This is a genomic window from Limnobacter sp., from assembly GCF_046297615.1.
Taxonomy (GTDB): domain Bacteria; phylum Pseudomonadota; class Gammaproteobacteria; order Burkholderiales; family Burkholderiaceae_B; genus Limnobacter.
Window position 1 is genome coordinate 329,804 of the sequence record NZ_JBKBHM010000001.1, and the last position, 25,540, is coordinate 355,343.

General features: G+C 59.0%; 23 protein-coding genes. 14 read left to right on the top strand and 9 right to left on the bottom strand.

Annotation, left to right across the window (positions count from 1 at the left end):
* Positions 1–26: 26 nt before the first annotated feature.
* The 4 genes from ACK4FF_RS01550 (at position 27) to ACK4FF_RS01565 (ending at position 5,365) form a co-directional block, all read left to right on the top strand.
* Positions 27–1,766, top strand: a complete 1,740-nt coding sequence (locus ACK4FF_RS01550) for an alkaline phosphatase D family protein (protein WP_409703898.1) — start codon at positions 27–29, stop codon at positions 1,764–1,766.
* A gap of 108 nt (positions 1,767–1,874) precedes the next feature.
* On the top strand, positions 1,875–2,789 hold the full coding sequence (locus ACK4FF_RS01555) for an acetyltransferase (protein ID WP_409703900.1): 915 nt from the start codon (positions 1,875–1,877) through the stop codon (positions 2,787–2,789).
* A gap of 50 nt (positions 2,790–2,839) precedes the next feature.
* Positions 2,840–3,178 carry a hypothetical protein gene (locus ACK4FF_RS01560; protein WP_409703902.1) on the top strand — a complete coding sequence of 113 codons (339 nt, stop codon included), beginning with the start codon at positions 2,840–2,842 and terminating at the stop codon, positions 3,176–3,178.
* Positions 3,179–3,262: 84 nt separating this feature from the next.
* Positions 3,263–5,365 carry a TonB-dependent receptor gene (locus tag ACK4FF_RS01565; RefSeq protein ID WP_409703904.1) on the top strand — a complete coding sequence of 701 codons (2,103 nt, stop codon included), beginning with the start codon at positions 3,263–3,265 and terminating at the stop codon, positions 5,363–5,365.
* A 22-nt stretch (positions 5,366–5,387) separates the two neighbouring features.
* On the opposite strand, the gene ACK4FF_RS01570 is transcribed toward ACK4FF_RS01565, so the two are convergent.
* The 3 genes from ACK4FF_RS01570 to ACK4FF_RS01580 form a co-directional block, all read right to left on the bottom strand.
* Complete coding sequence (locus tag ACK4FF_RS01570; RefSeq protein WP_409703906.1) at positions 5,388–5,945, bottom strand: copper chaperone PCu(A)C; 558 nt, start codon at positions 5,943–5,945, stop codon at positions 5,388–5,390.
* A 6-nt stretch (positions 5,946–5,951) separates the two neighbouring features.
* The gene (locus ACK4FF_RS01575; protein ID WP_409703908.1) at positions 5,952–6,647 is read right to left on the bottom strand and encodes a DUF4197 domain-containing protein; all 696 of its coding nucleotides are present in this window, start codon (positions 6,645–6,647) and stop codon (positions 5,952–5,954) included.
* A 64-nt stretch (positions 6,648–6,711) separates the two neighbouring features.
* A complete protein-coding gene (locus tag ACK4FF_RS01580) occupies positions 6,712–7,638 on the bottom strand; it encodes a patatin-like phospholipase family protein (RefSeq protein WP_409703910.1) in 927 nt (308 codons plus the stop codon).
* 325 nt (positions 7,639–7,963) lie between these two features.
* Between ACK4FF_RS01580 and ACK4FF_RS01585 the strand changes: the two genes are divergently transcribed.
* Positions 7,964–9,745 carry a hypothetical protein gene (locus tag ACK4FF_RS01585; protein ID WP_409703912.1) on the top strand — a complete coding sequence of 594 codons (1,782 nt, stop codon included), beginning with the start codon at positions 7,964–7,966 and terminating at the stop codon, positions 9,743–9,745.
* 10 nt (positions 9,746–9,755) lie between these two features.
* Here ACK4FF_RS01585 and ACK4FF_RS01590 read toward each other — a convergent pair whose 3' ends face one another.
* A complete protein-coding gene (locus ACK4FF_RS01590; RefSeq protein ID WP_409703914.1) occupies positions 9,756–10,223 on the bottom strand; it encodes an Lrp/AsnC family transcriptional regulator in 468 nt (155 codons plus the stop codon).
* Between the two features lie 158 nt (positions 10,224–10,381).
* Here ACK4FF_RS01590 and leuA point away from each other — a divergent pair, with 158 nt between their 5' ends.
* The 3 genes from leuA (at position 10,382) to ACK4FF_RS01605 (ending at position 13,808) form a co-directional block, all read left to right on the top strand.
* On the top strand, positions 10,382–12,073 hold the full coding sequence (gene leuA, locus ACK4FF_RS01595; protein ID WP_409703916.1) for a 2-isopropylmalate synthase: 1,692 nt from the start codon (positions 10,382–10,384) through the stop codon (positions 12,071–12,073).
* 146 nt (positions 12,074–12,219) lie between these two features.
* Complete coding sequence (locus ACK4FF_RS01600; protein WP_409703918.1) at positions 12,220–13,047, top strand: hypothetical protein; 828 nt, start codon at positions 12,220–12,222, stop codon at positions 13,045–13,047.
* A complete protein-coding gene (locus ACK4FF_RS01605) occupies positions 13,044–13,808 on the top strand; it encodes an alpha/beta hydrolase (protein ID WP_409703920.1) in 765 nt (254 codons plus the stop codon). Before ACK4FF_RS01600 ends, ACK4FF_RS01605 begins: the two co-directional genes overlap by 4 nt.
* 97 nt (positions 13,809–13,905) lie before the next feature.
* On the opposite strand, the gene gyrB is transcribed toward ACK4FF_RS01605, so the two are convergent.
* The 3 genes from gyrB to dnaA form a co-directional block, all read right to left on the bottom strand.
* Complete coding sequence (gene gyrB, locus ACK4FF_RS01610; RefSeq protein ID WP_409703922.1) at positions 13,906–16,431, bottom strand: DNA topoisomerase (ATP-hydrolyzing) subunit B; 2,526 nt, start codon at positions 16,429–16,431, stop codon at positions 13,906–13,908.
* A gap of 25 nt (positions 16,432–16,456) precedes the next feature.
* A complete protein-coding gene (gene dnaN / locus ACK4FF_RS01615) occupies positions 16,457–17,563 on the bottom strand; it encodes a DNA polymerase III subunit beta (protein WP_409703924.1) in 1,107 nt (368 codons plus the stop codon).
* A 248-nt stretch (positions 17,564–17,811) separates the two neighbouring features.
* Entirely contained in the window at positions 17,812–19,191 is a 1,380-nt protein-coding gene (dnaA, locus tag ACK4FF_RS01620) for a chromosomal replication initiator protein DnaA (protein ID WP_409704825.1), read from the bottom strand.
* Between the two features lie 201 nt (positions 19,192–19,392).
* On the opposite strand from dnaA, the gene rpmH reads away from it, so the two are divergent.
* From rpmH to mnmE, 5 genes are read left to right on the top strand one after another with little or no spacing between them, the layout of a single operon-like run.
* Positions 19,393–19,527: a 50S ribosomal protein L34 gene (gene rpmH, locus ACK4FF_RS01625; protein WP_284279709.1), complete on the top strand. Its 135-nt coding sequence runs from the start codon at positions 19,393–19,395 to the stop codon at positions 19,525–19,527.
* Between the two features lie 48 nt (positions 19,528–19,575).
* Positions 19,576–19,908 carry a ribonuclease P protein component gene (locus ACK4FF_RS01630; protein WP_409703926.1) on the top strand — a complete coding sequence of 111 codons (333 nt, stop codon included), beginning with the start codon at positions 19,576–19,578 and terminating at the stop codon, positions 19,906–19,908.
* A 38-nt stretch (positions 19,909–19,946) separates the two neighbouring features.
* Complete coding sequence (yidD, locus tag ACK4FF_RS01635) at positions 19,947–20,141, top strand: membrane protein insertion efficiency factor YidD (protein ID WP_409704827.1); 195 nt, start codon at positions 19,947–19,949, stop codon at positions 20,139–20,141.
* 9 nt (positions 20,142–20,150) lie between these two features.
* Positions 20,151–21,866: a membrane protein insertase YidC gene (gene yidC, locus ACK4FF_RS01640; RefSeq protein WP_409703928.1), complete on the top strand. Its 1,716-nt coding sequence runs from the start codon at positions 20,151–20,153 to the stop codon at positions 21,864–21,866.
* Entirely contained in the window at positions 21,847–23,229 is a 1,383-nt protein-coding gene (gene mnmE, locus ACK4FF_RS01645; protein ID WP_409703930.1) for a tRNA uridine-5-carboxymethylaminomethyl(34) synthesis GTPase MnmE, read from the top strand. The genes yidC and mnmE overlap by 20 nt, the downstream gene beginning before the upstream one ends.
* A gap of 25 nt (positions 23,230–23,254) precedes the next feature.
* Here the strand turns inward: mnmE and ACK4FF_RS01650 are convergent, their stop codons facing one another.
* Entirely contained in the window at positions 23,255–23,722 is a 468-nt protein-coding gene (locus tag ACK4FF_RS01650) for a DUF1499 domain-containing protein (RefSeq protein WP_409703932.1), read from the bottom strand.
* 71 nt (positions 23,723–23,793) lie between these two features.
* On the opposite strand from ACK4FF_RS01650, the gene ACK4FF_RS01655 reads away from it, so the two are divergent.
* On the top strand, positions 23,794–24,822 hold the full coding sequence (locus ACK4FF_RS01655; RefSeq protein ID WP_409703934.1) for a hypothetical protein: 1,029 nt from the start codon (positions 23,794–23,796) through the stop codon (positions 24,820–24,822).
* Positions 24,823–24,836: 14 nt separating this feature from the next.
* Here the strand turns inward: ACK4FF_RS01655 and ACK4FF_RS01660 are convergent, their stop codons facing one another.
* The gene (locus tag ACK4FF_RS01660) at positions 24,837–25,403 is read right to left on the bottom strand and encodes an MOSC domain-containing protein (protein ID WP_409703936.1); all 567 of its coding nucleotides are present in this window, start codon (positions 25,401–25,403) and stop codon (positions 24,837–24,839) included.
* Between the last annotated feature and the right edge of the window lie 137 nt (positions 25,404–25,540).

Sequence of the window (25,540 nt, forward strand, 5' to 3'; positions counted from 1 at the left end):
CAACCCATTCGGCGGAGAACACCACCATGTCTGCACCCCGCAGAAAACGCACCCGGGCCCAGAAGCGCCCGGGGCTGACTCGTCGCACATTCCTCAAAGGGCTGGGCATAGGCTCCCTGGTGGGGGCCAGCAGTGCAACCCTCACCGGCTGTGGCGGCCAGAACTCCGTCAGCGGCGGCAACGGCACCCGCTCCAACCCCAATGAAGTGGCCACACAGAAAGTTCAATTTCTGCACGGGGTGGCCAGTGGTGACCCTACGGCCAGTGCCGTCATGTTGTGGACCCGAATCACCCCGGAACAAGCCAGCAGCACAGTGCTGGGTGAGGTCAATGTCTACAGCGATGCCGGTTTGAAACTGCTGGTCAAAACGCTGGACTTTTCCACCTCCGCCAGCCGCGACTTCACCGTCAAGCTGGACTGCACCGGTTTGTCCGCCGACACCGTGTACTTCTATCAGTTCCTCAGCAACGGCGTGCGCAGCCCGGTTGGCCGTACACGCACCATGCCGGCAGCCAGCAACAAACGCGCCTTGAACCTGGGCCTGGTGAGCTGCTCATCCATGCCGCACGGTTTTTTCAATGCCTACGCCCAACTGGCCAAGCGCACCGACCTGGATGCCGTGGTTCACCTGGGCGATTACATCTACGAATATGGCGATGGCGAATATGGGTCCCTGCGGGCCTGCGAACCCGCCACCGAAATTCTGACCCTCAGCGACTACCGCACCCGCCACGGCCAATACAAAAAGGATGTGGACCTGATGGCCCTGCATGCGCAGGTGCCCTTCATCACCATTTGGGACGACCACGAAAGCGCGGACAACTCCTACACCAATGGGGCCAACAACCACACTGAAGGCACTGAAGGCGTGTGGGCCCAGCGCAAAGCCGCCGCTCAAAAAGCCTATGACGAGTGGATGCCCATCCGCCTGCCCGAGGCGGGCAACCCCAACAAAATTTTCCGCAAAATTCCGCTGGGTGGTTTGGCCGACTTGGTCCTGCTGGACACCCGCCTGTACGACCGCGATCAAGACGCGTCGACGCCCATCAACCCATTGGAAGGCAACGCCTCCAATGGCGAACGCACCATGATCGGCGAAGAGCAATTCAATTTCCTGATCAACAACCTGCGGGCCTCAACCACGCCGTGGAAACTGGTGGGCAACCAAGTGGTGTTCCATCAATGGATCATCAAACCCGGGCTGAACAACCCCGCGCCAGGCCCTGTCAACGACGTGTTGGCCCCCTCCGGCCTGAATGGAGACTCCTGGGACTCCTACGGCGCAGAGCGGCAGCGCATCATCAACGCACTGCGGGGCAGCGATGGCGGCGCACCCATCAACAACGTGGTCATCCTGACCGGCGATGTGCACAGCGCTTGGGTGGCCGACATCACCGACAACCCCAATGTGCCCATCAGCCAGTTGGGCGGCTACAACCCGCTGACTGGCGACGGCAGTGTGGCGGTGGAATTCGTGGTCACCTCGGTCACATCGCCCGGCCTGCCGATTCCCGATGAAGTGGTGCAGGCCATCCGGCTGACCAGCCCACACATCAAACACGTGAAGATGAGCGAACGGGGTTACAGCCTGCTGAAAGTCACCGAAGAAAAAGTGGTGTGCGAGTACTGGGCGGTCAGCACCATCACCGAGCGCGGGGGCAGCGAACGCCTGTCCGCCAGCTTTGAAGTGTTGAAGGACGCCAACCACATCAGCCCGCAATTGCCCGCACTGCCCGGGCCACTGGCTGGCCTGTTGCCGCTCTGAGGCAGGACTGTCGGGGTGTGGCAACCGCCTTCATGGCCTGCCACGCCCTGCCCAAGCCCCAAACTCCGGTAACATCCGGGGCTGTTCACCCATTTCGGAAAACTGCCTGTGTCCGCTTACCGAACCACACCGCCTTGGCTTACCGGGGTTCTCACAGTCGCACTGATGAGTGCCTGCATTACCTTCTGGTTCGTGCTCATGCTGCCGTTCATCGGCCTGCGCTGCATCCCTGTTCACAAGCTACAACGCTGGGCCTCAGACCGTTGTGTGGCCATTGCCACCCTGTGGGTTGGCAGCAACCACCGCATTTACGACGCCATGCATGGTCAGCAGGGGCAAGTGCGCATCGAAGGGCAGTTCAAACCCGGCAGCAGTTATTTGGTGGTGTGTAACCACAGCGCCTGGTCAGACATCGTCTTGCTGTTCGACGCCCTCTATGGGCATGCCCCCTTTGGCCGTTTCTTCCTGAAGAAAGGGCTGATCTGGGTGCCCATCGTGGGTGTGGTGTGCTGGGCCATGGATTTCCCGTTCATGAAACGCCACAGCCGCCAAGCCATTGCCAAAAACCCGGCGCTCGCCTCTCAAGACCTCGAAACCACCCGCAAGGCCTGCGAGAAATACAAAGCCAGCCCAGTCACCGTCATCAACTTTCTGGAAGGCACCCGGTTCACACCCGCCAAGCACGCACGCAGCAAGTCCCCCTACACCCACCTGCTGGCACCCAAGTACGGTGGCCTGTCCGCCACGCTGGACGCAATGGGTGAACAGTTCGCAGGGCTAGTGAATGTCACCATCGCCTACCAACCGGCCGGGCGCAACATCACTTGGTCGTGGTTGTGCGGCCAACAGCCGGATATGGCCATCCACATCGAAGTCACTGACATTCCCCGCGACATGCTCAAAGGCGATTTCCGCAACGACCCTGAATTCAAAACCCGGTTCAAAACCTGGGTCAATACCTTGTGGGCCAACAAAGACCGTCGCTTGGCCGACATGAAATCCAAAACATCCACCACCGCTTGACAGGCTTGGTACACTGTTGAGCTAAGTTGTTGCTGCCTTCCACCCGGTTTATGCGCCATTCCAGACATTCCCTGCTGATTGCCCTGCTGCTTTGGGCAATGCTGCTTGCCCAAGGGGCAGGGGTGGTGCACCGTGTCGTCCATCTGGACCGGCTGAACCCCAAGGCCGCAACGCTGGACAGTGCCAGCACCCACGACCATGGCGTGGCCCACCCCTGTGCACTGCTTGATGTGCTCGGTGGCACCCCGCCAGGTTGCGGCTTTGGTTCAACCACCACCGCGCTTAACCTGCCTGCGGGCCACGAACCCCGCACCACTGACGCCAACCCCTCACGGTTGGCCAGTCGCCTTTGGTCCACACACGCTGCACGCGCGCCCCCATCGGCTTGATCGCCCCGCAAAACCCCAAATAGATCAACCCGCTGACCGCCAGCCCGCCCAGGCCGCTGCGCGGTGCCGTGTATCAGGACAACCATGAACAAGCCATTTCCCATGCGCCCCGTGGCGCACGCCTGCGCCCTTGTGCTCAGCCTCGCAACTTTGCCCGTGAACGCCCAAGAGCGTACCGTGCTCGAATCGGTGGTCGTCACCGGCGATATGCCGGTCGATGCCACCATCAAACCCCTGACGGTGCTGGACAACGCTGAACTGAACAAGACTGGCGCCCCAACGCTGGGCGACGCCCTGCAACGCACCCCGGGTGTCTCCGTCACTGGCTTTGGGCCCAATGCCAGCCGCCCCATCATCCGCGGGCAAGACGGCGACCGCGTGAAAATTCTGCGCAACTCCTCACCCACCATTGACGCCTCCACCCTCAGCTACGACCACGCCCTCACCATCGACCCGCTGACCATCCAGCAAGTTGAAATTCTGCGTGGCCCAGCCGCCCTGGCCTACGGCGGCAATGCCGTGGCGGGTGCCATCAACCTGGTGGACCAGCGCATTGCCCGAAGCCCGCTCACCGGCGTGTCCGGCGGGCTGACGCTGCTGGGCGAAGGCGCAACCCGCCAAAACGGGGCCGGCCTGCAACTCGGCGTGGGCCTGGGCAAAGGCTGGAGCCTGACTGTCGACGGCACACGCCGCCGCTCAGGCGACCTGCGCACCCCCAACTTCACCGACCCGGGTGCCGACCCCACCACCCCCGCTGACGACTTCCAAAGCCGCCGCGTGGGCAACAGCAGCGCACAAAGCCGCAGCGCTGGCGCAGGCTTGTCCTGGGGTGATGACCGGGGTTATGTGGGTGTGTCCACCGAAGAGACGAACCAAAACTACGGTGTACCCAAAGCGCTGGATGTACGCATTGGCATGACCAGCCGCCGCAATGCCCTTGAAGGCCAACGCACCCTGGGCGGCTTTGTTGAACAAGTCAAGTACCGCATTGCCCAAACCGACTACCAACACCAAGAGTTCGAAGGCGGCGCACCCGCAACCCTGTTCAGCAACCGTGGGCTGGACGGTCGGGTTGAGCTGGTGCTCAGCCCAAGCCGCTTCGGTAACTACGCCCTGCGCGGTACCACAGGCCTGCAGTTTGAGCGCAGCGACTTCTCCGCCCTCGGCGACGAGGCCTTCGTGCCCTCCACCACCACCCGAAGCACCGGCGCCTTCTATGTGGCCCAGCTGAAGTCTCAAGCCCAAGGCGCAGGCCAATGGGAACTGGGCCTGCGCAGCGATCAGGTCAGTGTCGATGCAGCCAGCACCGGCACCTCACCGCTGAACGGGCCTGTCGCTGGCGCTGGCGTAACCGGCGGCCCCGCAGAAAGCCGCAACTTCAACCCCAACTCAGTCTCGCTGGGTTACCAGCAGCCCCTGACCGGGGGTTGGACTGTGGGTGGCTCGGCAGCCCGCATCGAACGCGCACCCACCTCGTTTGAACTGTTCGCCGACGGCGTGCACGTGGCCACCGACTCCTACGAAAAAGGCAACCCGACACTGAAGGAAGAACGCGCCAACCACGTGGAACTGAACACAGGTTGGGCCAGCGGCGCCGCGCGCTTCAAAGCCAACCTGTTCCAAACCCGGTATGCCAACTACATTGCACTGATTGGCCGCCCCGGCGCAGGCCCTGGCGGGCTTGAGCAATTCGACAACATGGACCCGGCTGACCCTGTTGTGGTACCGGTGTACGACTTCCGCGCCGTGCCTGCCACCTTCAAAGGGCTGGAACTGAGCGCAGGCACCAGCCTGAACTGGGCTGGCTGGCGTTGGTCACCACAACTGCAATACGACCGTACAAGGGCCAACCGCCGCGACGGTGGGGGTGCCTTGCCACGAATCGCGCCTCAGCGCGTGTTGGGAACACTGGACATTGAACAGGGCGGGTGGAGAATTTCCCCAAGTGTGGAATGGCGCGATTCAAGCCCCGGCGCAGCCAACGACCCAGCGACGGACGCCTACACCTTGGTCAATGTGGGTGTGAACCGCCGCATCAACTTGGGCGGCACCGCAGCCGACGTGTTTGTGAACCTGAACAACCTCACGGATGAGTTGGCCTACTCCGCCAGCACCATCGCCACGGTTCGCCGTTACACACCGCTGGCCGGGCGCAGCGCCCTCATGGGCGTGCGCTGGCAGTTCTAAACCAATCGGCTGCCCGGTGGTTTCAGTGGTGGTGGTGCCCACCACCCTGAGCCACCACGTCCCTGACTTGGGCACGCACGGGCATGTCGATGGCCTTGCCGTCGGCGGTCTTGAATTTCAGCAGCAACTCCAGGTCTTGGCCCGGGGTGACTGGGCCATTCAAGGCCATCAGCATGATGTGATAGCTGCCGGGCTTTAACTCCCCGGGCTGGCCCGGGGCAATGGCCAGCGATTCAATCTGGCGCATTTTCATCACATCGCCATCCATCTTCATTTCATGCACCTCAGCCACTTGGGCTGCCGGGCTTTCAACGCCCACCAAGGTCACTGGCTGGGTGGATTCGATGGTCATGAAGGCCCCTGTGGCGTCCTGCTCAGCCAAGGCTGCGCGCACCCACGGGTTTTTCACCGTCACACCGTCTTGCACCTGTGGCGCCTGCGCGGCCTGTTCAGGGGCAGTGGTGGCGGCCGAGGGGGCTGCGGCGGCTGGTGGCTCAACCGGTTTGTCGGAACACGCGGCCAGTGCAGCACACACGGCGATGGCCAAGGCACTGCGGGTCCAATTGCTGCGAATCATCATCACTCCTTATTGCTGAAATACTTTCTTGAGAATGGCCGCGCCCGTGGCGGCAGGGTTGGCTCGAATGGCCTGCTCCTGTGCGGCTATCCCTTGAAACAACGCATCCATGGCCTTTTTGGTGACATGTTGTTCCAAATTCAAGTCCTCGGGTTTGAACAAACCTGTGGCAGCCGCCTTGTCAGCCAAGGCCTGATACTGTCGTGCAGCGCCCACCTCCGCTGTTTTGCTTTTCACAATCGGCAAAAACAGCGCCGTCAGGTCTGTCTCGGTTTGCCGGCGAAAAAAATCCGTCACCGCCGTGTCGCCACCACTCAGCACCGATTTGGCATCAGCCACCGACATGTTCTGAATGGCTTTCTTAAGCAGGGTTTTGGCTTGCGGTACCGCCGCCTCTGCGGCGCGGTTCATGGACACCTCCAAGGCACCTAGTTGGTCTCCCATGCCCAGCATTTTCAATCCACCCTTGGCTTTCTCCAAAGGGGCGGGCAAGGGGATACGGGCTTGGGGGTTGTTCAGGAAGCCATCCGGTTTGCCCAAATTGGCCATGGCCGCCTCAGCGCCTTTGTCCAAGGTGGTGCGCAGGGCCGACACCGCGTCTTTGGAACTGATCTGGCTGAAATCAGCCGCATGGGCAATTGGGGCCAATGGCCCACCCAAAGTGCCCATCAGGGCGCATGCCAACACCGCACAGTATTTGCGCATCTCATCCTCCCGAAAGCCGTCCATGGCCTGTTGTTTCAAACCATTGTAGAGGATGGCTCAAAGGCTATTTGCCCAAACTCACTGTTTGAGTATTCAAACGCTGACGGCTTTGGGCAATCGCCTGTTGAATCTTCGGCACCGCAGCCTGGGCCACGCGTTCGCCTTCCAGCAGGAATTCATGCCGCTGGTCCAGGTTCAGCGCGTCCGCATGCTGCACACTGGGTTGAATCACCACATCGGCGCGGGCCAGTTCAGCCTTGATGGCCTGTTGGCTCAGAATGTTGATGCTCTGGTCCAAGAGCCCCCACCAGCCCAAAGTGCCCACCCCTTTCTTGGGGCGGGCCGAAATGTCCACCGCAATCACCACATCGGCGCCCAAATCGCGCGCGGTGTTCACCGACACCGGGCTGACCAGCCCACCGTCCACATACTGCTTGTTGCCAATCTGGGTGGGCAAAAACACGTTGGGAATACTGCACGACGCACGCACCGCCTGGCCCGTGTTGCCATAGTTGAACACCACCTTGTCGCCGCTGCCCAATTCGGTGGCTACCGCCGCATAGCGCACAGGCAACTGTTGAATTTGCCGGTTCTTCACCTGCGCATTCACAAACTGCTGCAATTTTTCGCCCACCAAAAAACCCTTGCTGCTCAGGGTCAAATCGCGAATGTCCGCCTCGGTGATGTTCAGCGCTGCACGTTGCAATTCAAACGATGTCATGCCGCTGGCGTACAGGGCACCCACAAAGCTGCCGGCACTGGTGCCCACAATCAGGTTGGGTTTGATGCCCTGGCTTTCCAGCACCTTGATCACACCCACATGCGCAAAGCCCTTCACGCCGCCACCGCCCAGCACCAAGGCCACCACAGGCTCACGCGCCTTGGGCGGCTCAACAGGTTCAGGCTGGGCCGTGTGTTCCGGTGCACTGGCACAGGACACCAGCAACAGCACCGCCACGCCGCGCAGGACGGTTCGTACTAAGGCATTCACGTTCATGACATCCAGAGGGAAGGGTGTTGCGCAGTGTACTTGAGGCCAAACCGGGTTAGTGGATTTCCGATACTAAACATGATCATGCCCTGTTGCGGTGCATCAAAATCAGGGAAAACCCCTTAAATACACTAAATTTTCGCTGATAGTGACCTCGGCTGGGTGATACCCTTTCGGCGCCAGTTTCCCAAAATCGTGAGGTGTGCCAATGTTGACGCACTAAATCGATGCGAAACGCACAAGTTTCGTGCAATTACGGAGACTTGCCCCGGCTATGACTGGTGCTACGGCCATAGGTTCCTCAGGAACCAGGACAATGGAGGGATTGAGTACTGATCAGGTACTCAAGGCCGACGCACGCGTGGCCCGCAAGAACGGCATGAAGCTGGTCAAAGTGGGCAATCACTCACAGTCCATGGCCGTCACACGCAGCCGCATGTCCCGTTTCATGGACTTCTCATCCGGCTCGCGCAACACACACACCGTGGCCAAAGCCCAGCATGAATCCATGCACCTGTTTGCCGCGGGTTTGCTGGCCGAGCAGCACCGGCTGGACCAAGCCAGTCACCTGTCGGATGCCGAACGCTCGGTGTGGCATCAAGTCAAACAACGCCGCCAAGTTCAGCGCAACTTCTGGCGGCAAGACTTGCTCTCCACCCACCCCGAATTGCTCGCCAACAACAATGTTGTCAGCCGCACGGCCACCCGCCTGTCCAAGGCCTGTATGTCCGCCTGCGAATGCACGTCTGCGCCCACGGGTTTCTCGTTTCGGGCACTTCGCAACCTGTTTTGCCGCGGCGTCAGTGACAACAGCATTCGCAACAAAGCCGCCGTGGCCGGTGCGTCGGTGTTCGTGGGTGTAGCCGCTGGCACCATGGTCGCCAGCATCCGGGGTGCCATGGGGTTTCAAGGGGCCATGTGGTCTTCCGTGGGTAGTTTGATGTCTGGGCTCTTTGTGTCCTTCGCAGCCTTTTCAGGCAGCATGGGCCTGGGTTCATTCCTGTTTGGCAATGTGAGCCAACGCGCGGCCGACGCACTGGACCCAACCACCGAACAGAAAGAGTTCATCGAACACCGCATCGACAGCGTGCTCAACAAACTGAACATCTACCTGGCCTCGTGCGCCCAACGCCCCGGGGCACAACACCTGCTGGCGCGTTACCTGAATACCAAAATCGGAGCTTCACACCGGGTGCCCGGTGGCGACCCGTCCACCCAAGTGCCTGAACTGCTGCAACGCTGGACGGCCTTGCTGGCCTCAAAGCCCGCCAACCCGGTTCAGGCTGCCCGCAAATTGGTGGGTGAATACCTGAATGAAGGCGGCCCCACTGAACAACGCCAACGCGAGAAGCACTTCGCCGCTTTAGCGGGTGTGGTTGAACACCTCGATGTCAGCGACCGAAGCGATGACGTAAAAAGTGACCGCCGAGATGGCCGCGTGTGGACCGAAGACACCATGAAAGAAATCAACCGCTGGTTTCTGGCCAAACTGGGCGAATCAACGATCGTTCGCCAGGTGTGCGGCAATCGTTTTTCCAAATGGATGCAGGAACTGGGGCACAAAGACTACGAAAAGATTCAAAAGAAATTGAGGGAGACACCGGGCTTGGGCCACCTGTACAAGCTGGACAGCGACTACATGCAAAACAACCTGCATCAGTATGGCCGGGTCACCCGGTTGCTGATGCGCGCGTCCAACTTTGTACATTCGTTCAACCACAACTACGTGCTGGCGGTGAACGCCCAAAGCTCTCGCGCTTTCAACGCGGTGTTCCGAAGTTTTCAGGAACACGTGTTGGGCCAACACAGTTCACGCACCATGTGCGCTGCCTTGGGGCGGTTCTGTGGCGGCATGCTGGTGGCCGCCGTGGTGTTTCTTGGCACCGCCGGCATTGGCACCCTGCTGGGCTTGGCCACCAAAATCCCGCTCGCTGGCACAGTCATCAACATTTTCGTCACCGGCACCATGATGACGCTGGTGGGCGGCATCTCCTTCCTGCTGGAAGGCGCCGCCAAACTGGCTGTGCAATGGGAAGGGTGGCAAGGCGAAGTGGCGCATCAATCGGCCAAGTACCGCGCCAACCCGGCACACGCCATCGCATTCTGAACCCGGCCATCTACACAGGCAGTGGCATGCCCCGCTGGCCAGCCACCCGGCGCAACACAAAACTGGTGTGCACGCCGGTTACCCCCGGAATCCGCGTGATCTTGCCCAGCAACAGGGCCTGGTAAGCGTCCATGTCCTTCACCACCACACGCAATTGGTAGTCCGCCTGCTGGCCGGTGATGAGCACACATTCCTGCACCTCCTGAATCTGCGCCACCTCCGCCTCAAAGTGCTCAAAACGCTCCGGGGTGTGTTGGTCCATGGATATGTAAATCAGCGCCTCCAGCGCCAAACCCAACTTGCGGGGGTTTAGTCGCGCACTGTAGCCCTCAATGACCCCAGCGTCTTCCAAAGCCCGCAAGCGCCTCAAACAGGGCGAAGGGGACAGGCCGATGCGGTCGGCCAAGTCCTGGTTGCTGATTCGGCCTTCCGCCTGCAACACCTCGAGAATTCGCCGGTCGTATCGGTCCATTTCCATGGAAAAACCCCAACATCAATTCAACGAATCCCAATTATTAGCAATAATCTGCCAATTTTTCACCAAACAGGGCAAACATTCGCAATTTAATTTGGGGGCAATCTGCGTACACTGGTTTTCATTGACTACACACACACCGCCCCGAAGGCAGAGCCGCCATGATTGCCCAACCACACACCAAATACGCCCCAGCCACCCCGGTGAATTTGCCCGACCGCCAGTGGCCCTCGCGCACCATCGAGCATCCCCCTGTGTGGTTGTCCACCGACCTGCGCGACGGCAATCAAGCCATTTTCGAGCCCATGGGTGTGGCCACCAAACTCAAGTTCTTCGACGAGTTGGTGCGCATTGGCTTCAAGGAAATTGAGGTGGGCTTTCCCGCCGCCTCACAAACTGATTTCGACGTCATTCGAACCCTCATCGACGAAGGCCGAATTCCTGCCGACGTCACCCCCATGGTCATGACACAGGCCCGTGACGATCTCATCGAGCGCACTGTGCAATCGGTGATGGGTGCCAAACGCGCCATCATCCACATCTACAACGCCACCGCACCCGTGTGGCGCAATACGGTGTTCCGCATGACTGTGCCTGAAGTGATCGACCTTGTTCGCAAACGCGTGGCCAAGGTGCGCGAACTCACCGACCAACACCCGGACACCGAATGGGTGCTGCAGTACTCGCCCGAGTGCTTCAACATGACCGAACTGGATGTGGCGCTTCAGGCCTGCAACACCGCCATTCAAGCTTGGGGTGCCGGGCCTGACCGCCCGATCATCATCAACCTGCCCACCACCGTGGAATGCAGCACCCCCAACGTGTTTGCCGACCAGATTGAATGGATGCACCGCCACCTTGAACGCCGGGAACACGTGGTGCTTTCCGTTCACCCCCACAACGACCGGGGCACTGGCGTGGCCACCGCTGAATTGGCCATGATGGCAGGCGCACAGCGGGTGGAAGGGTGCCTGTTTGGCAATGGCGAGCGCTGCGGCAACGTGGACATCGTCACGCTCGCCTTGAACATGTACACCCAGGGCGTTCACCCAGGGCTGGACTTTTCCAACATCAACGCCTTGGCGCGCTTGGTGGAAGAATGCACCCAGTTGCCCATCCACCCCCGGCACCCGTACGTGGGCGACTTGGTGTACACCGCGTTCTCCGGGTCGCATCAGGATGCCATCAAAAAAGGCTTCGACATTCAGCGCGAAGGCCAGGTGTGGGCCGTGCCTTATTTGCCCATCGACCCACGCGACGTTGGCCGTACCTACGACAGCGTGATCCGCGTCAACAGCCAGTCGGGCAAAGGCGGCATCGCCTACATTCTGGAACGCGAACACGGCGTGGTCATGCCCCGGCGCATGCAAGTGGAGTTTTCCGCGGTGGTTCAGCGCGAAAGCGAGCGCACGGAAAAGGAAGTGACTGCCAGCGAATTGTGGTCCCTGTTCGAGCGCACCTACCTTGAAGAAGCGCGGCAAACCGGCCTGAGCAGCCGCATGCAGGAACTGGACGGCCAAACCCACACCCAGCTTCAGTGGCAGCACGGGGGCAACACCCTTGACGCCAAAGGCCAGGGCAATGGTCCGGTGGATGCCGCTGTGGCGGCCCTGCAAACCCGGTTTGGCCCATTCACTGTGGTGTCGTACGAAGAACGGGCCCAGGGGCAAGGTGCCCAAGCCCAAGCCGTGGCTGTGGTGGAACTGGCCAGCACCGCACAACCCCAAGGCGTGTTCGGCGTGGGCATCCACAGCAACATCGTGCACGCCACCCTGCAAGCGTTGATGTCCGCATTGCTGCGCATGCAAGGTGCTGCTTCGGCCCTTGCCGCAGCAGAAAAAACAGGGACTTAAAATGAACCGAATTGCAGGGCGGGCCACCAAAGGCACCCACATTGCCCAACAGGCCCGCCATGCAAGCAACCCCCAGTACACAGGCCCCACTGACAACCCATCAAATTGACCACTCTGATTCTTCCAAATCATCTTCCACCCCGGAGATGCGCAGATTTCAGCGTGGTGCCTACTGCTTGGCGCTTCAATTCATCAACAACAACATCAGCCGCGATACCAGCCTGTGCCGCGAGGAATACGTCGACCTCACCACCCTGACCAACCAGCTCGTCCGCATCAGCCCCTCGCTGAAAGGGTATTTCCCCCCAGACCGTTGTACTTTACTGGCGCGGTTACATCAGTTTTCTAGAAAAGCCGCACCCCCAGAATTTGAAGCCAAGCGCGTTGCCATTAGCGCGGCCGATCAGTGCAAACGGGTGAATGGTCAGTACGCCAGTGTGGACACCACACTCACCTTGGCAGCCATGCTCGCCTTTCAATTGACCATGGCCGGCTTTTATTGGCCTGAATGGGACCTTACCCAACTTCGGCTCAACGACAATGCGCAGCCCATCGAACATCTCATTAACGAACCAAGCCTATGTTGCCCGAGGCTGCAATTCTGGTCACCCACCAACCCGGTCAAGTTAGCCCGCAGGCTGGCTTTCAGCAGTGAATTGCAGTTGAATATGCAACGCTACCTTCGCAGACACCATCAAGCGTTGGGCAACACCAACAGCCTCACCGAAGTAGACGACCTGCTCCACCGAATCAAGCTGCAGTTGATTGCCTCCCACCCCCAGGTGCTCCGCCAACATGCCAACGCGGTGGGCCTACTGGTGGCCCACCTCAGCGCTTATGACACATTGGCGCAACGCGGGCCAGACAGGCTGACCGAGGTCAATAACTGCACTTTTGAATTGGGCAAGCAGTTGTTGACGACCTTTGAACAACAGTTGCAGAACGATGCATCCAACCACAGAATAGGGACATGAACAAAACCCTCATCCTCATTCACGGCATGTGGTCCCAAGCGGCTGTGTGGAACCCATGGATTCCCGCCCTTCAAAACGCAGGGTACAACACACTTGCCCTGAACCTGCCCGGGCACGAGCCCGGTGCATCACCCACAGCCATGAAAGGTTTGGGTCTGGCCGATTACGTGGCCCATGTGGTGCAAGCTGCGCAAGGGCACAGTGACGTCGTGCTTGTGGGGCACTCCATGGGCGGGCTGATCGCCCAACAAGCTGCTGTTCAACTTCAACCCAAGGCCCTGGTGCTGGTCAGCAGTGCTGTGCCTGCGCCAATCTTTCCACTGCGCCTGAACACTTTGCTGGGCACCTTGCGCAGCTTCAGTCGGCCCGAACTGTATTGGAGCACTTTGGCGTTGACTCAGTGGGAAGCCAACTACCTGCTTTACAACAAGGTGCCTGAGCACGAACGTACAGCCCAATACAACAGCTTGATTCGGGAATCCGGCAGGGCCGCCTATCAACTGGCCTTCGGTGGGTTGAACCTGGCTGGCAGCAACCGTGTGGACTGGGCAGCCATTACTTGCCCGGTGCTGTATCTGGCTGGAAAGCACGACCGCATTGTTCCCGCCAGCGCTGCACAGGCTTTGGCCAAACGAGTGGGCAATATTCCAGGCTCACTGTTTGAGCTTCATGTTTTCGAAGAACATGCTCACATGATGATGGTTGAAGAAAGCTCAAGAAAAAGGGTCAATGAGATTCTTTCTTGGCTGTCGTCTCAGTGAATTCTGACAATGCCAAAAGCTCATTCCTTGAGCTTCAAAGAAAAACGGCCAACTTGCGTTGACCGTTTTTGGTGTTGGCCCCAGCTGTTCTCAGCCCTCACACATCAATATTGCTCGCCCTCAAGGCGTTGTCTTCAATGAAGGCACGGCGTGGTTCCACTTCATCGCCCATCAGCGTGGTGAAAATCTGGTCTGCGGCAATCGCATCTTCAATCTGCACCCGCAGCAGTCGGCGCACGGTGGGGTCCATGGTGGTTTCCCACAACTGCTCGGGGTTCATTTCACCCAAGCCTTTGTAGCGCTGTTTGCTCACGGAGCGTTCAGCCTGTTCGGTCAGCCATTTCATGGCTTCGCGAAAGCTCACCACCGCTTGCACTTTTTGTTTCTCGCCTTCACCGCGTTGCACTTCAGCGCCTTCACTAATCAGGCCTTTGAAGGTTTCAGCAGCGTGGTGCAACACGGGGTAGTCAGCACCGTGCACGAAATCGGAATCCAGCACACTCACTTTCACATTGCCATGGTGGCGGCGGTGCACCATCACTTGGTGTTTGTCAGTGGCCTCATTGAACTGGGCAAACACTTGAACCTGTGTAGGGTCCAACACAGCCTGCAAGGCCTCGGCTGACGCGCGTGTGCCCTCTGCGTCGTCCAGTGTCAGCTCAATGCCTTCCACAATGGCGTTCAGCACATCGGCATCAATGATTCGCGACAAGCGGCGCACCACGGCTTCCACGGTGGTGAACTGGCGGGCCAGTTCCACCAAGGCGTCTCCGGTGATGGGTTCGGCACCTGTCTGTGGCACCAAGCGTGCACCATCCAGTGCAATGCCCATCATGTACTGCGCTTCTTCCTGGTCGTCTTTCAGGTAACGCTCTTCCTTGCCGTGCTTCACCTTGTACAGCGGTGGCTGAGCAATGTACACGTGGCCTTTTTCAACCAGCTCGGGCATTTGGCGGTACAGCAGTGTCAGCAGCAGCGTGCGAATGTGCGCTCCGTCCACGTCCGCGTCGGTCATGATGATGATGCGGTGGTAACGCAGCTTCTCTAGGTTGAAATCGTCTTTGCCAATGCTGGTGCCCAAGGCTGTAATCAGCGTGGTGATTTGTTCCGAGGCCAACAGCTTGTCAAAGCGCGCTTTCTCCACGTTCAACACCTTGCCGCGCAGCGGCAAAATGGCCTGGAATTTCCGGTCACGGCCTTGCTTGGCCGACCCACCCGCAGAGTCACCCTCCACGATGTACAGTTCGCACTTCGCAGGGTCACGTTCCTGGCAGTCCGCCAGCTTGCCAGGCAAGCCCACGCCATCCAGCACGCCTTTGCGGCGGGTCATCTCACGGGCTTTTCGGGCTGCTTCGCGCGCACGCGCGGCTTCCACAATTTTGCCGCAAATAATTTTGGCGTCGTTGGGGCGCTCTTCCAAAAACTCAGTCAGCGCCTTGACCACGATGTCTTCCACCGGGGCACGCACTTCACTGGACACTAATTTGTCTTTGGTCTGGCTCGAGAATTTCGGTTCAGGCACCTTCACCGACAGCACACAGCACAGGCCTTCGCGCATGTCGTCGCCGCTGACTTCCACTTTCTGCTTTTTGGCAATCTCATTGGTTTCAATGTACTTGCCAATCACGCGGGTCATCGCTGCGCGCAAGCCTGTCAAATGCGTACCGCCATCGCGCTGCGGAATGTTGTTCGTGAAACACAGCACCGATTCATTGAAGCCATCGTTCCACTGCATGGCCACTTCCACACCAATGCTGGTGCCGGGAATACCGCCGTAGGTTTCGGCAGGCCGTTCACCTGCGGCATAAAACGCATTGGGGTGCAGCACTTTTTTGTTGGCATTGATGAACTGCACAAAGCCCATCACGCCGCCGCTGCCTGCAAAGTCGTCTTCCTTGCCGGTGCGTTCGTCTTTCAGGCGAATGCGCACCCCGTTGTTCAGGAAGCTGAGTTCACGCAGGCGCTTGGCGAGAATTTCATAATGGAAATCGTAGTTCTGCTGGAAAATTTCCGTGTCGGGCAGAAAGTGCACTTCGGTGCCGCGCTTGTCGGTTTGACCTGTCACTTTCATGGGCGACACTTCCGCGCCGTCCACCATTTCCAACAAACGGTTTTGCACCGCGCCTCTGGCAAATTCCAGTTGGTGAACTTTGCCGTCACGCCGCACTGTCAGGCGCAGCCATTTCGACAGCGCGTTCACGCAACTCACACCCACGCCGTGCAAACCACCGGACACTTTGTAGCTGTTCTGGTTGAACTTGCCGCCTGCATGCAGTTCGGTCAAGGCAATTTCAGCCGCCGAGCGTTTGGGCTCGTTCTTGTCGTCCATCTTCACACCGGTCGGAATACCCCGGCCGTTGTCGGTAACGCTGATGGAGTTGTCGGCGTGAATGGTCACCACGATGTCATCGCAATGGCCAGCCAAAGCTTCGTCAATCGAGTTGTCCACCACCTCAAACACCAGGTGGTGCAGGCCCGTGCCATCGGAGGTGTCACCGATGTACATCCCCGGGCGTTTGCGAACAGCTTCCAGCCCTTCGAGAATCTGAATGGCACCTTCGCCGTAATCGGCACCGGTGGTTGGCGTGGGCACGGCGGCGCCGTCTTGATGGTCTGTTGTCATGGTGGTGGTGGGTCAGTTCACTGCATCAGATGCGCATGGGCATCACGACGTACTTGAAATCATCCTTGGAGGGGTTGGTCACCAGCGCACTGCTGTTGCCGTCCTGCAGGGTGAAGCACACGGTTTCCGATTTCAGGTTGTTCAACACGTCAACCAGGTAGTTCACGTTAAAACCCACGTCAATCTCCGGCCCTTGGTACTCCACTTCCAGTTCGTCGCGGGCTTCTTCCTGATCGCTGTTGTTGGCCACAATGGTCAGGCTGCCAGCGGCCAGCACCCAGCGAATGCCGCGGAATTTGTCGCTGGTCAGAATGGACGCACGCTGCAAGGCCGACAGCAACACATCACGGCTGATGACCACATGGTGTTGGTGGGTTTTTGGAATCACGCGCTGGTAATCGGGGAATTTGCCTTCGACCAGTTTGGTGATCAATGTGATGTCGGAGAACGTGAATTTGGCCTGGTTGGTGGCCAGGTCGATGGTGACGGGGTCATCGCTGTCCGCCAGCAAACGCGACAGTTCCAGCACAGTTTTGCGCGGAACAATCACTTCATTCTTGCCAGGTCCGCCTTTGCCATCGGCTTCGGCGTAGGCCAAACGGTGTCCGTCTGTGGCCACCGCGCGTACATGGCTCGCATCAATCACCAGCAGCACGCCGTTCAGGTAGTAACGCAGGTCCTGTTGAGCCATGGCGAAGTGCACCATGCCCAGCAGGTTCTTCAGCATTTTCTGGGGCAGGGTAATCTGGCTCACCCATTCCTTGGGTTCTTGCACCAAAGGGAAATCTTCAGCAGGCAGGGTTTGCAGGGCAAACCGGCTTTTGCGGGCCTGTACAGCCATTTTTTTGCCATCCAGTTTCACTGACACATCCGAGTCATCGGGCAGTGAACGCAGAATGTCCAGGAACTTGCGTGCAGCCACGGTAGTGGCCACTTCTTCCCCACCTGAACCCACTTCAGCAGTGGTCTGGATCTGCATCTCAATGTCGCTGGACACCATGGTGACCAAGCCCCCTGTTTTTTTCAGAAGGATGTTGGCCAGAACCGGCAGTGTGTTTCGCCGTTCCACGATGTTGCTGACGATCTGCAGTTTTCGAACCAATGCATCGCGTGAGCTTTGAATCAATTCCATTCAATATTTCCTTATAGGATTAGGTAATAGAGTGGATCACTTTCTGTGGATAACCCACTTTTACCTTTTTAAAACTGACACTTGAGTTGATTGACAACTGGTGTATAACTGCCGGGAGTCAATCTGCACAGTGTGGATAACTTTGAATGCCTTCCCGAGGTTCTTTTTTTTCTGTGGATAACTCGTGGCTTTGTGCCAGTGTAGTACACAGTTATCCACAATTCTAAATCAACCCCGCAACCGTGCCATCAACCTTTCAACGTTTGGTCCAGTACATGCAGGGCATGGTTCAGTTCATTGGACTGATTGCGCAGCTCAGTGATCTTGTTCACCGCATGAAGTACCGTGGTGTGGTCACGCCCGCCAAACAGCTCACCAATTTCCACATAGCTTTTTTCCGTCAATTCTTTCGCCAGGTACATGGCCACCTGCCGCGGCAACACAATATTGGCCTGCCTGCGTTTGGAGAACATGTCGGCCACCTTGATCTTGTAGTAATCCGCCACCGTTTTCTGAATACTTTCAACGGACACTTGCCCGTGGTGCACGGAAATCATGTCCCGCAGGGCTTCGCGCACCAAGTCCATGGTCACCGGCTTGTTGTGGAAGGACGCAAACGCCATGATGCGTCGCAACGCCCCTTCCAGTTCCCGAATGTTCGAGCGCATGTGCTTGGCCACGAAAAAGGCCACATCTTCCGAGAAGTTGATTTTTTGCTGTTCGGCCTTTTTGAGCAAAATGGCCACCCGCATTTCCAGTTCAGGGGGTTCAATGGCCACGGTCAAGCCACTGTTGAACCGTGAAATCAAACGCTCGTCCATGCCCTGAATGTCTTTGGGGTAGGTGTCGCTGGTGATGATGATTTGTTTCTTGGCCGCAATCAGTTGTTCAAAGGCGTAGAAAAACTCTTCCTGCGTGCGGCTTTTCCCGGCGAAGAACTGAATATCGTCGATCAGCAGCAGGTCCAGCGAGTAGTACGAACGCTTGAATTCTTCAAAGGCTTTTTTCTGGTAAGCCTTCACCACATCACTCACATATTGCTCGGCGTGGATGTAGCGGATCTGCGCATTGGGCTTGGCTTCCAGCAGGTGGTTGCCAATGGAATGGATCAAGTGGGTTTTGCCCAAACCCACGCCACCGTACAAAAACAACGGGTTGTAGCTGTGGCCCGGGTTGGCGGCCACTTGTTCGGCGGCTGCGCGGGCCAGTTGGTTGGCGCGGCCCGACACGAAATTGGAAAAGCACAGGTCACGGTTCAGCCTGCTGCGCTCGTACACCGACTGTTGGGCCTCTTCCCGCTTGGCCACAGCCACGGCGCTGCTTGGTTCACCGGCTGGTGCAGCAGGTGCTGAGGCTGCCTGGCTGGGGCGGCCAACCGCAGCTTTGGGTGCAACCTGCCACTGAATGGCCATGTCGGCGCCAAAAAATTCCCGCGCCAGTTCCGAAAACCGGCCACTGTAGTTGTTGATCACCCAATCCAGCTTGAAGCGGTTGGGTGCAGCCAGCGTCAACTGGCCCGTGCTGTCGTCCAGGCCCATCACCGTGAGTGGTTCAATCCACAGTTTCATTTGTTGGGCGGGCAACTCTTTGTGCAGCGCCTCAACACAGTGGTGCCAAAATTCTTCAATCACGGTTGGAAATGCCTATGCGTGCTCCAAGTGCCGGAGCGTCAGTCAAGAGGGAAAGACGGGACCTTCCATTGTATCCAATGCACCACGGTGTTCCGCCTGCCGAAGGCAGTTCTTGCGTTCTGACACAAAAGCCTATGATTTTCTGAAAAAAGTCTTTATAATTTCGGGTTCTTTATCTGTTACATCATTGGGTTAGCCATGAAACGCACATACCAACCATCGAAAGTTCGCCGCCAACGGACACACGGCTTCCTGGTTCGCCAGCGCACTCGCGGTGGTCGCGCCGTGATTCGCGCTCGTCGTGCCAAGGGCCGCGCTCGCCTGTCCGTATAAATCGGCGTTCGAGCTGGCACTTTAGTCGGCCTGCACCGGCCCTGACGTATGCAAGGCATACCATCGTCGGAGTCCTTTGCTGATCTGCTCAAGACCAGGCCACTGAAAAAAACAGCCCGCCTGATGCTGCACCACATCCCGGAAGACCGGGAGTGCGCCATCGGTGTGCTGGTGCCCAAACGGATGGCCAAGCGGGCCATCGACAGGAACACCCTCAAGCGGCTGGCCCGCGAGGCCTGTCGCCTCCGACTGCAATCAGTGCGCGGGCGCGTGCTGATACGCATCACCAAGGCAGTCGTTTCAGTACCCGATTCTGACAGGGCTGGCTGGTGGACGGAACTACATCAACTCCTCGATTGTCTCTCGCAGCCAAAGCTGTGAGGGCACTTGTGCGCGGGTATCAGTTGGGCATCAGCCCGATGTTTCCGCCATCCTGCCGTTTTTACCCATCCTGTTCGGCATACACCCTTGAAGCAGTTAGAATTCATGGCGCATGGCGCGGTCTGGGCTTGTCCCTCGTCCGCATTTGCCGTTGCAACCCATGGAATGAGGGTGGGGTGGACCCGGTTCCGCCAGCCCCCGACACGAAACCAACGCACCGAATCCGGTCATAAAGGAAGTTCATGGAAACCCGCAGGCTAGTCCTCCTGATGATTTTCAGCTTGTCCCTCATCATGTTGTGGGACAACTACCAGGCCTCCAAAGGCAACCCCACCCTGTTTGGCATGCCCACAGGTGCTCAAACCAATGCACCCGCCAAAGCCGTTGCAGCCAAAGGCGCCGATGCGTCAGTGCCCAATGCGCCCAGCGGCGATCTGCCCAAGCCTGCATCCGCCAACGCGGCTGACCCCGCAGCGCTGCCCACCGAACAAGTGGCTGCCACCGCTGAAACCATCACCGTGCGCACCGATGTACTCGAGCTGCAGTTCAGCACCCAAGGTGGCCAGTTGATTGGCTCCACCTTGCTGAAACACCCTGACGGGCAGGACCGCAGCAAACCGACGCAACTGTTCGAGCAATCGGCCAAACGCACTTATGTGGCGCAAATGGGCTTGGTGGGTGCAGCCGGTGCGCCCAACCACCGCAGTGTGATGTCCGTGGTTCAAAAGCCGACCGACTTCACAAACGGCAACCCCAGCCAGAACCTGGTGTTCAAGGGTGTGTCCGGTGGCGTAGAAACCACCATCACCTACACCATTGCCAATGGCCACTACGACATTCCCACCGTGGTTGCCGTGCGTAACCTGGGCGAACAGGCCATCAACCCCAGCGTGTACCAGCAAATCACCCGCGACGACAAACCGCTGGCCACCGATTCTTCCCTGTACGCCACCTTCACAGGCCCAGCCGTGTACACCCCGGAAGGCAAGTATCAAAAAGTGAAGTTTGCCGACCTGGCCAAAAACAAAGCCGAGTATGTGAAAGCCGCTGACTCTGGCTGGGTTGCCATGATTCAGCACTACTTTGTGTCGGCGCTCATTGCCCAGCCTGGCCCGCGCGAAAACTTTGTTCGCAAGGTTGAGGAAGGCCTGTATTCCGTGGGTTATGTCAGCGCTCTGGGCACTGTTGAACCGGGCAAGTCAGCCCAGTTTGCCAGCACCGTGTTCACTGGCCCACAAGACCAGCGCGTGCTCAAAGGCCTGGCCACCGGTCTTGATTTGGTGGTGGACTACGGCTGGCTAACGGTTGTGGCGCAGCCCATTTATTGGTTGCTGGAAAAAATTCACGGTGTGGTCGGCAACTGGGGCTGGGCCATTGTGCTGCTGACGCTGGCCATCAAGCTGGCATTCTTCCCCCTGTCCGCTGCCAGTTACCGGTCCATGGCCAAAATGCGCAAAGTGGCCCCCCGTATGCAAAAGCTCAAGGAGCAGTACGGCGACGACAAAATGGGCTTCCAGCGCGCCATGATGGACATGTACAAACGCGAGCAGATCAACCCCTTGGGCGGCTGTATGCCCATTCTGGTCCAAATTCCCGTGTTCATCTCTTTGTACTGGGTGTTGCTGGCCAGCGTGGAAATGCGCAATGCGCCATGGTATTGGGTGACCGACCTGGCTTCGCCTGACGACCTGATCACCCGCTTCATTCCTTTCAGCATGGGCTTTCACTTGGGGATTCTGCCCATCATCATGGCCATCACCATGTACATTCAGACCAAACTGAACCCCACGCCACCCGACCCCATTCAGGCCAAGGTCATGATGATCATGCCGCTGGTGTTCTCGGTGATGTTCGTGTTCTTCCCCGCAGGTTTGGTGCTGTACTGGGTGGTCAACAACATTCTGTCGATTGCCCAGCAGTGGGTAATCACTCGCAAAATTGAGTCTGGCCAGGCCTGACGGCCAAGACGCCATACTCGCCATCGCCACCGCACCCGGCAAGGGTGGGGTGGGGGTGGTGCGCTTCTCCTTTCCTGCTGCCACTGCCTTTGAGCAGTTCTGTTTGGCGTTCTGCCAAAAAATTCCCCAAGCCCGTCTGGCCACTTTGCTCACCCTGCGCGATGCACAGGGCCACGCCATCGATTCCGGCTTGGTGCTGTCTTTTCCTGCGCCCGCCTCGTTCACCGGTGAGCATGTGCTGGAGTTTCAAGGCCATGGTGGCCCAGCGGTGTTGCGTGCTGTGGTGGAACACGCCTTGGCGCTGGCCAGCAGTCTGGGCTTGGCACTTCGCATGGCCAACCCCGGCGAATTCACCCAACGCGCGTTTTTGAATGACAAGCTGGATTTGGCCCAAGCCGAGGCTGTGGCTGATTTGATCGACGCTGGTTCAGTGTCGGCGGCCAAAGCGGCGGCTGCGTCCTTGACCGGGGTATTTTCCGACCGGGTCCACACGCTGGCTGACCGCATCACGCATCTGCGTTTGTTGCTGGAGGCCACGCTCGACTTTCCGGAAGAAGAAATCGAGTTTCTTGAAAAGGCCGATGCCAAAGGCCAGCTTCGGGACATTCTGGCCGTGTGGACCGAGTTGCTTCAAGGCGCGCAGGAAGGGGTGAAGTTCCGCGAAGGGGTGCAGGTGGTGTTGGTGGGCGAGCCCAATGTCGGCAAGTCCAGCGTGCTCAACGCCTTGGCGGGTGAAGAGGTGGCCATTGTGTCGCCCGTGGCAGGCACGACCCGCGACCGCATCAAGCAGGAGCTGTCGGTGCGCGGTGTGCCCTTGGTGCTGGTGGACACAGCAGGCTTGCGCGACACCGACGATGTGGTTGAACGCATCGGCATTGAGCGGACCCTGCAATCCGTCCACGAGGCTGATCTGCTGCTGTGGCTGTTACCCGCCACGGACTACCCATCCCGCCCGGCCCAATTGCCGCTGCAATGGCCCGAGCATTTGCCGCGTTTGCTGGTCTGGAACAAGGCCGATTTGGCGTCAGCGCCAGCCGAGCCGCTTGCGGCCGACGAGGTGTGGGTGTCTGCCAAAACCGGGCAAGGCCTGGACGCCCTGAAGGACATGCTGTTGCGACAAGTCGGTGTGCAGCACACGCCCGAACACGGTTTCATGGCCCGCGAGCGGCATGTGCAGGCCCTAAAGCGTTGCGGTGAGCACCTGGGTATGGCGCAGGCTTATGCGGCGCAGGACGACCGTATTCTCGATCTGTTTGCCGAAGAGCTGCGCCTTGCGCACGATGCCCTGGGCGAAATCACAGGCCGCTTACTGCCCGACGACCTGCTGGGCCTGATATTCAGCCGGTTTTGCATCGGCAAGTAAGCCACTGTATGGGCGCACCTCGCCCTTACTTGCTCAGCGCGGTCACAATGCCGCGGATTTTCTCCACCCGCTTGCGGTTCACTTCGAAGTCGTAATACCCGGTGCGCGATGCCGAGCGCACATGCACCACTTTCTGGTCCGGGTCGACGCGAAACTCCACATCATCCACAAACCCGAAAATTGCGCTGGTGAAGGTTGCGGCCAGGTAGTTGTTGTCTGCCAGCACCACTTTCCCGCCCAATTGTGTCACCGCTTCCTGCACCAACACCAGGGGCTCGCCCGCCATCTGGGCGGTGATGGGAATGGGTGCGATGGCGTGCTTGTCGGTGGCGCCGCTCTCGCTGTTCACGCAGCAGGGCCGCGAGGGGCAGGGTGCCAGTTTGCCTTGGTTCAACCCCGGCGCAGTCAGCCCTTGTGAATAGTATCCGAAGCCAAAAAATGTCAGGCCGATGGTGGCGGTCAAGCCCAACACGGAGGAGGCCAGTTTGCGCATGGTGTGATGTCCCTTCGTCTATACTTGGTGCATGCTTAATGTAACCCAATGTGCTTCACGGGTGTTGAGCCATGGTTGATGCTTACACGGATGATCCTTTGCGCGAGCGTGGTGGGCCAGACTGGTCGGTCTGGATGTCTGCGCTGGCCGTGCAGTCACCTGAATTGTCTCGGGGGCTGGAGTGTCTTCGTGCTTTGCAGGTCTGCCTGCACCCGTCTGACGGCGCGGCCCCCAACATCAAGCGCGCGCGTCAAGCCGTCATGAAGTATGTGGGCCAAGCCCGTTGCCCTTCCTCGTCCGCCTGCGACAAGCTGGCTTCCCGGTGTGCCTTGTTGCAGTCCTTGCTGCAGACGGAGGCCAACGCCGATCAACAGGCCGAGCCCCACATGTTGGAGCTGCTGGCCCCAGCCATTCAGAAATTGCTGGCCATGTGCGAAGGCGCTGACGACCGCGGTGCCGTGTTGCTGCGCGCAGTTCGTGGCCTGGTGCGCCAATGGCTGGAAGCAGTGGGGCGCTCAACCTTGGGCGCTGTTGAGCGGGCTTATCTGATTTACCCGGTTGCCATGTCTGACCAGGTGGGCAGCGTGGACGCCCAATGGTGGTGGAGCCAGTTGGCCCAATGTGACCGGCTCACTGTCATTGGTCAGGCCCAGGCCGAAGTGGCCGAGATGGACATGACCCAGCCCAGCGTGACGGTGAACTGGAAATCCTTTTACCGGCGCTGGCGTCGCCTTCGCTTAAAAGCCTTGCTGGAACATTTGGGCGACACCTCGGTGCTGGCCGAATTGCTCAGGCGTTCGGCCGTGGACGATTTTGAGGCTGCGCAGGCAATAGGTGCCATGGTGAAGGCAGGGCGCGTTCGTGAGGCCATTGCTCAGGCCGAGCAGTGGGGCCGGTCTTTGCCCAGAAGCCCGGTGTTGGCCCAAGCCTTGTTTGAGCTTTACATCGCCGACGGTTGGGACGAGGAAGCAATTGCGTTGGCCAAAGCCCACTTTGAACTGGACCCCAACCCGGTGTGGTTGGACCGGTTGGCCGCCATGACCAACCCCCAAGCCCAAGCGCTGGCTGAACAGTTCAGGCAACTGGGCGCCGTGCGTTAACGCGGTACGGCGTGTTAAAGCAGGTCCATCTGGCCTTTGCGGGTCAGTTGGCTGAATTTTTCCCGAATCGTCAGGCCCGTGGGGTTGCTGTGCAGTGCCAACGCTTGCCCGGCTGCCAGTGTTCCTGGCTTGACCACGCGCAGGTACCAGCCACTGTTGCCCTGCTGGATCATTTCTTTGGGTGCGGCCCCGTAACCCATGCGTATGGCAAATTTGTGGCAAGGCTCCCGTGGGTCGGTCACCCTCAGCACCACGTCGCCGATGGTGATCTCGTCGCCCATGCGCACCTCATGCTCCAGCAGGCCTTCAATTACCAGGTTTTCCCCCAGCATGCCCCAAGGCAGGTTCGAATCCAGGTTGTGGGCCTGTCGGCGCAGTTGCCAGAATGAGTAGTGTTCGGCCGGCATCATGTACACGGCTTTGTCCAGGCCTCCATGCACGGACAGGTTGCACTGCTCGTCCCCGGCCAGCCCAAGCGGTTTGACTTCCACTGGGGTGGGGTTACTCAAGGTGCTTTTGGCTGTTTTTCCGATGGCACTGGCCACGGTTCGAACCTCGCCCGAAGCGGTTCGATAGATCATGGGGGCCACCACCCCAGTGCATATTGCGAGTAACTTCATTGCCCTGACCCCTGCCGGTTTTGAACCCAAACTCTACCGATTGTTACCCAGTTTTGGTCTCATTGGGCCTGCAGTGTTGCAGCCCCGAGATACATGCA

Coding starts and splice junctions, on each gene's coding strand:
- ACK4FF_RS01550 (WP_409703898.1), top strand. CDS start 27: ATGTCTGCACCCCGCAGAAAACGCACCCGGGCCCAGAAGCGCCCGGGG.
- ACK4FF_RS01560 (WP_409703902.1), top strand. CDS start 2,840: ATGCGCCATTCCAGACATTCCCTGCTGATTGCCCTGCTGCTTTGGGCA.
- ACK4FF_RS01565 (WP_409703904.1), top strand. CDS start 3,263: ATGAACAAGCCATTTCCCATGCGCCCCGTGGCGCACGCCTGCGCCCTT.
- ACK4FF_RS01570 (WP_409703906.1), bottom strand. CDS start 5,945: ATGATGATTCGCAGCAATTGGACCCGCAGTGCCTTGGCCATCGCCGTG.
- ACK4FF_RS01575 (WP_409703908.1), bottom strand. CDS start 6,647: ATGCGCAAATACTGTGCGGTGTTGGCATGCGCCCTGATGGGCACTTTG.
- ACK4FF_RS01590 (WP_409703914.1), bottom strand. CDS start 10,223: ATGGAAATGGACCGATACGACCGGCGAATTCTCGAGGTGTTGCAGGCG.
- leuA (WP_409703916.1), top strand. CDS start 10,382: ATGATTGCCCAACCACACACCAAATACGCCCCAGCCACCCCGGTGAAT.
- ACK4FF_RS01600 (WP_409703918.1), top strand. CDS start 12,220: ATGCGCAGATTTCAGCGTGGTGCCTACTGCTTGGCGCTTCAATTCATC.
- ACK4FF_RS01605 (WP_409703920.1), top strand. CDS start 13,044: ATGAACAAAACCCTCATCCTCATTCACGGCATGTGGTCCCAAGCGGCT.
- gyrB (WP_409703922.1), bottom strand. CDS start 16,431: ATGACAACAGACCATCAAGACGGCGCCGCCGTGCCCACGCCAACCACC.
- dnaN (WP_409703924.1), bottom strand. CDS start 17,563: ATGGAATTGATTCAAAGCTCACGCGATGCATTGGTTCGAAAACTGCAG.
- rpmH (WP_284279709.1), top strand. CDS start 19,393: ATGAAACGCACATACCAACCATCGAAAGTTCGCCGCCAACGGACACAC.
- ACK4FF_RS01630 (WP_409703926.1), top strand. CDS start 19,576: ATGCAAGGCATACCATCGTCGGAGTCCTTTGCTGATCTGCTCAAGACC.
- yidD (WP_409704827.1), top strand. CDS start 19,947: ATGTTTCCGCCATCCTGCCGTTTTTACCCATCCTGTTCGGCATACACC.
- yidC (WP_409703928.1), top strand. CDS start 20,151: ATGGAAACCCGCAGGCTAGTCCTCCTGATGATTTTCAGCTTGTCCCTC.
- ACK4FF_RS01650 (WP_409703932.1), bottom strand. CDS start 23,722: ATGCGCAAACTGGCCTCCTCCGTGTTGGGCTTGACCGCCACCATCGGC.
- ACK4FF_RS01655 (WP_409703934.1), top strand. CDS start 23,794: ATGGTTGATGCTTACACGGATGATCCTTTGCGCGAGCGTGGTGGGCCA.
- ACK4FF_RS01660 (WP_409703936.1), bottom strand. CDS start 25,403: ATGATCTATCGAACCGCTTCGGGCGAGGTTCGAACCGTGGCCAGTGCC.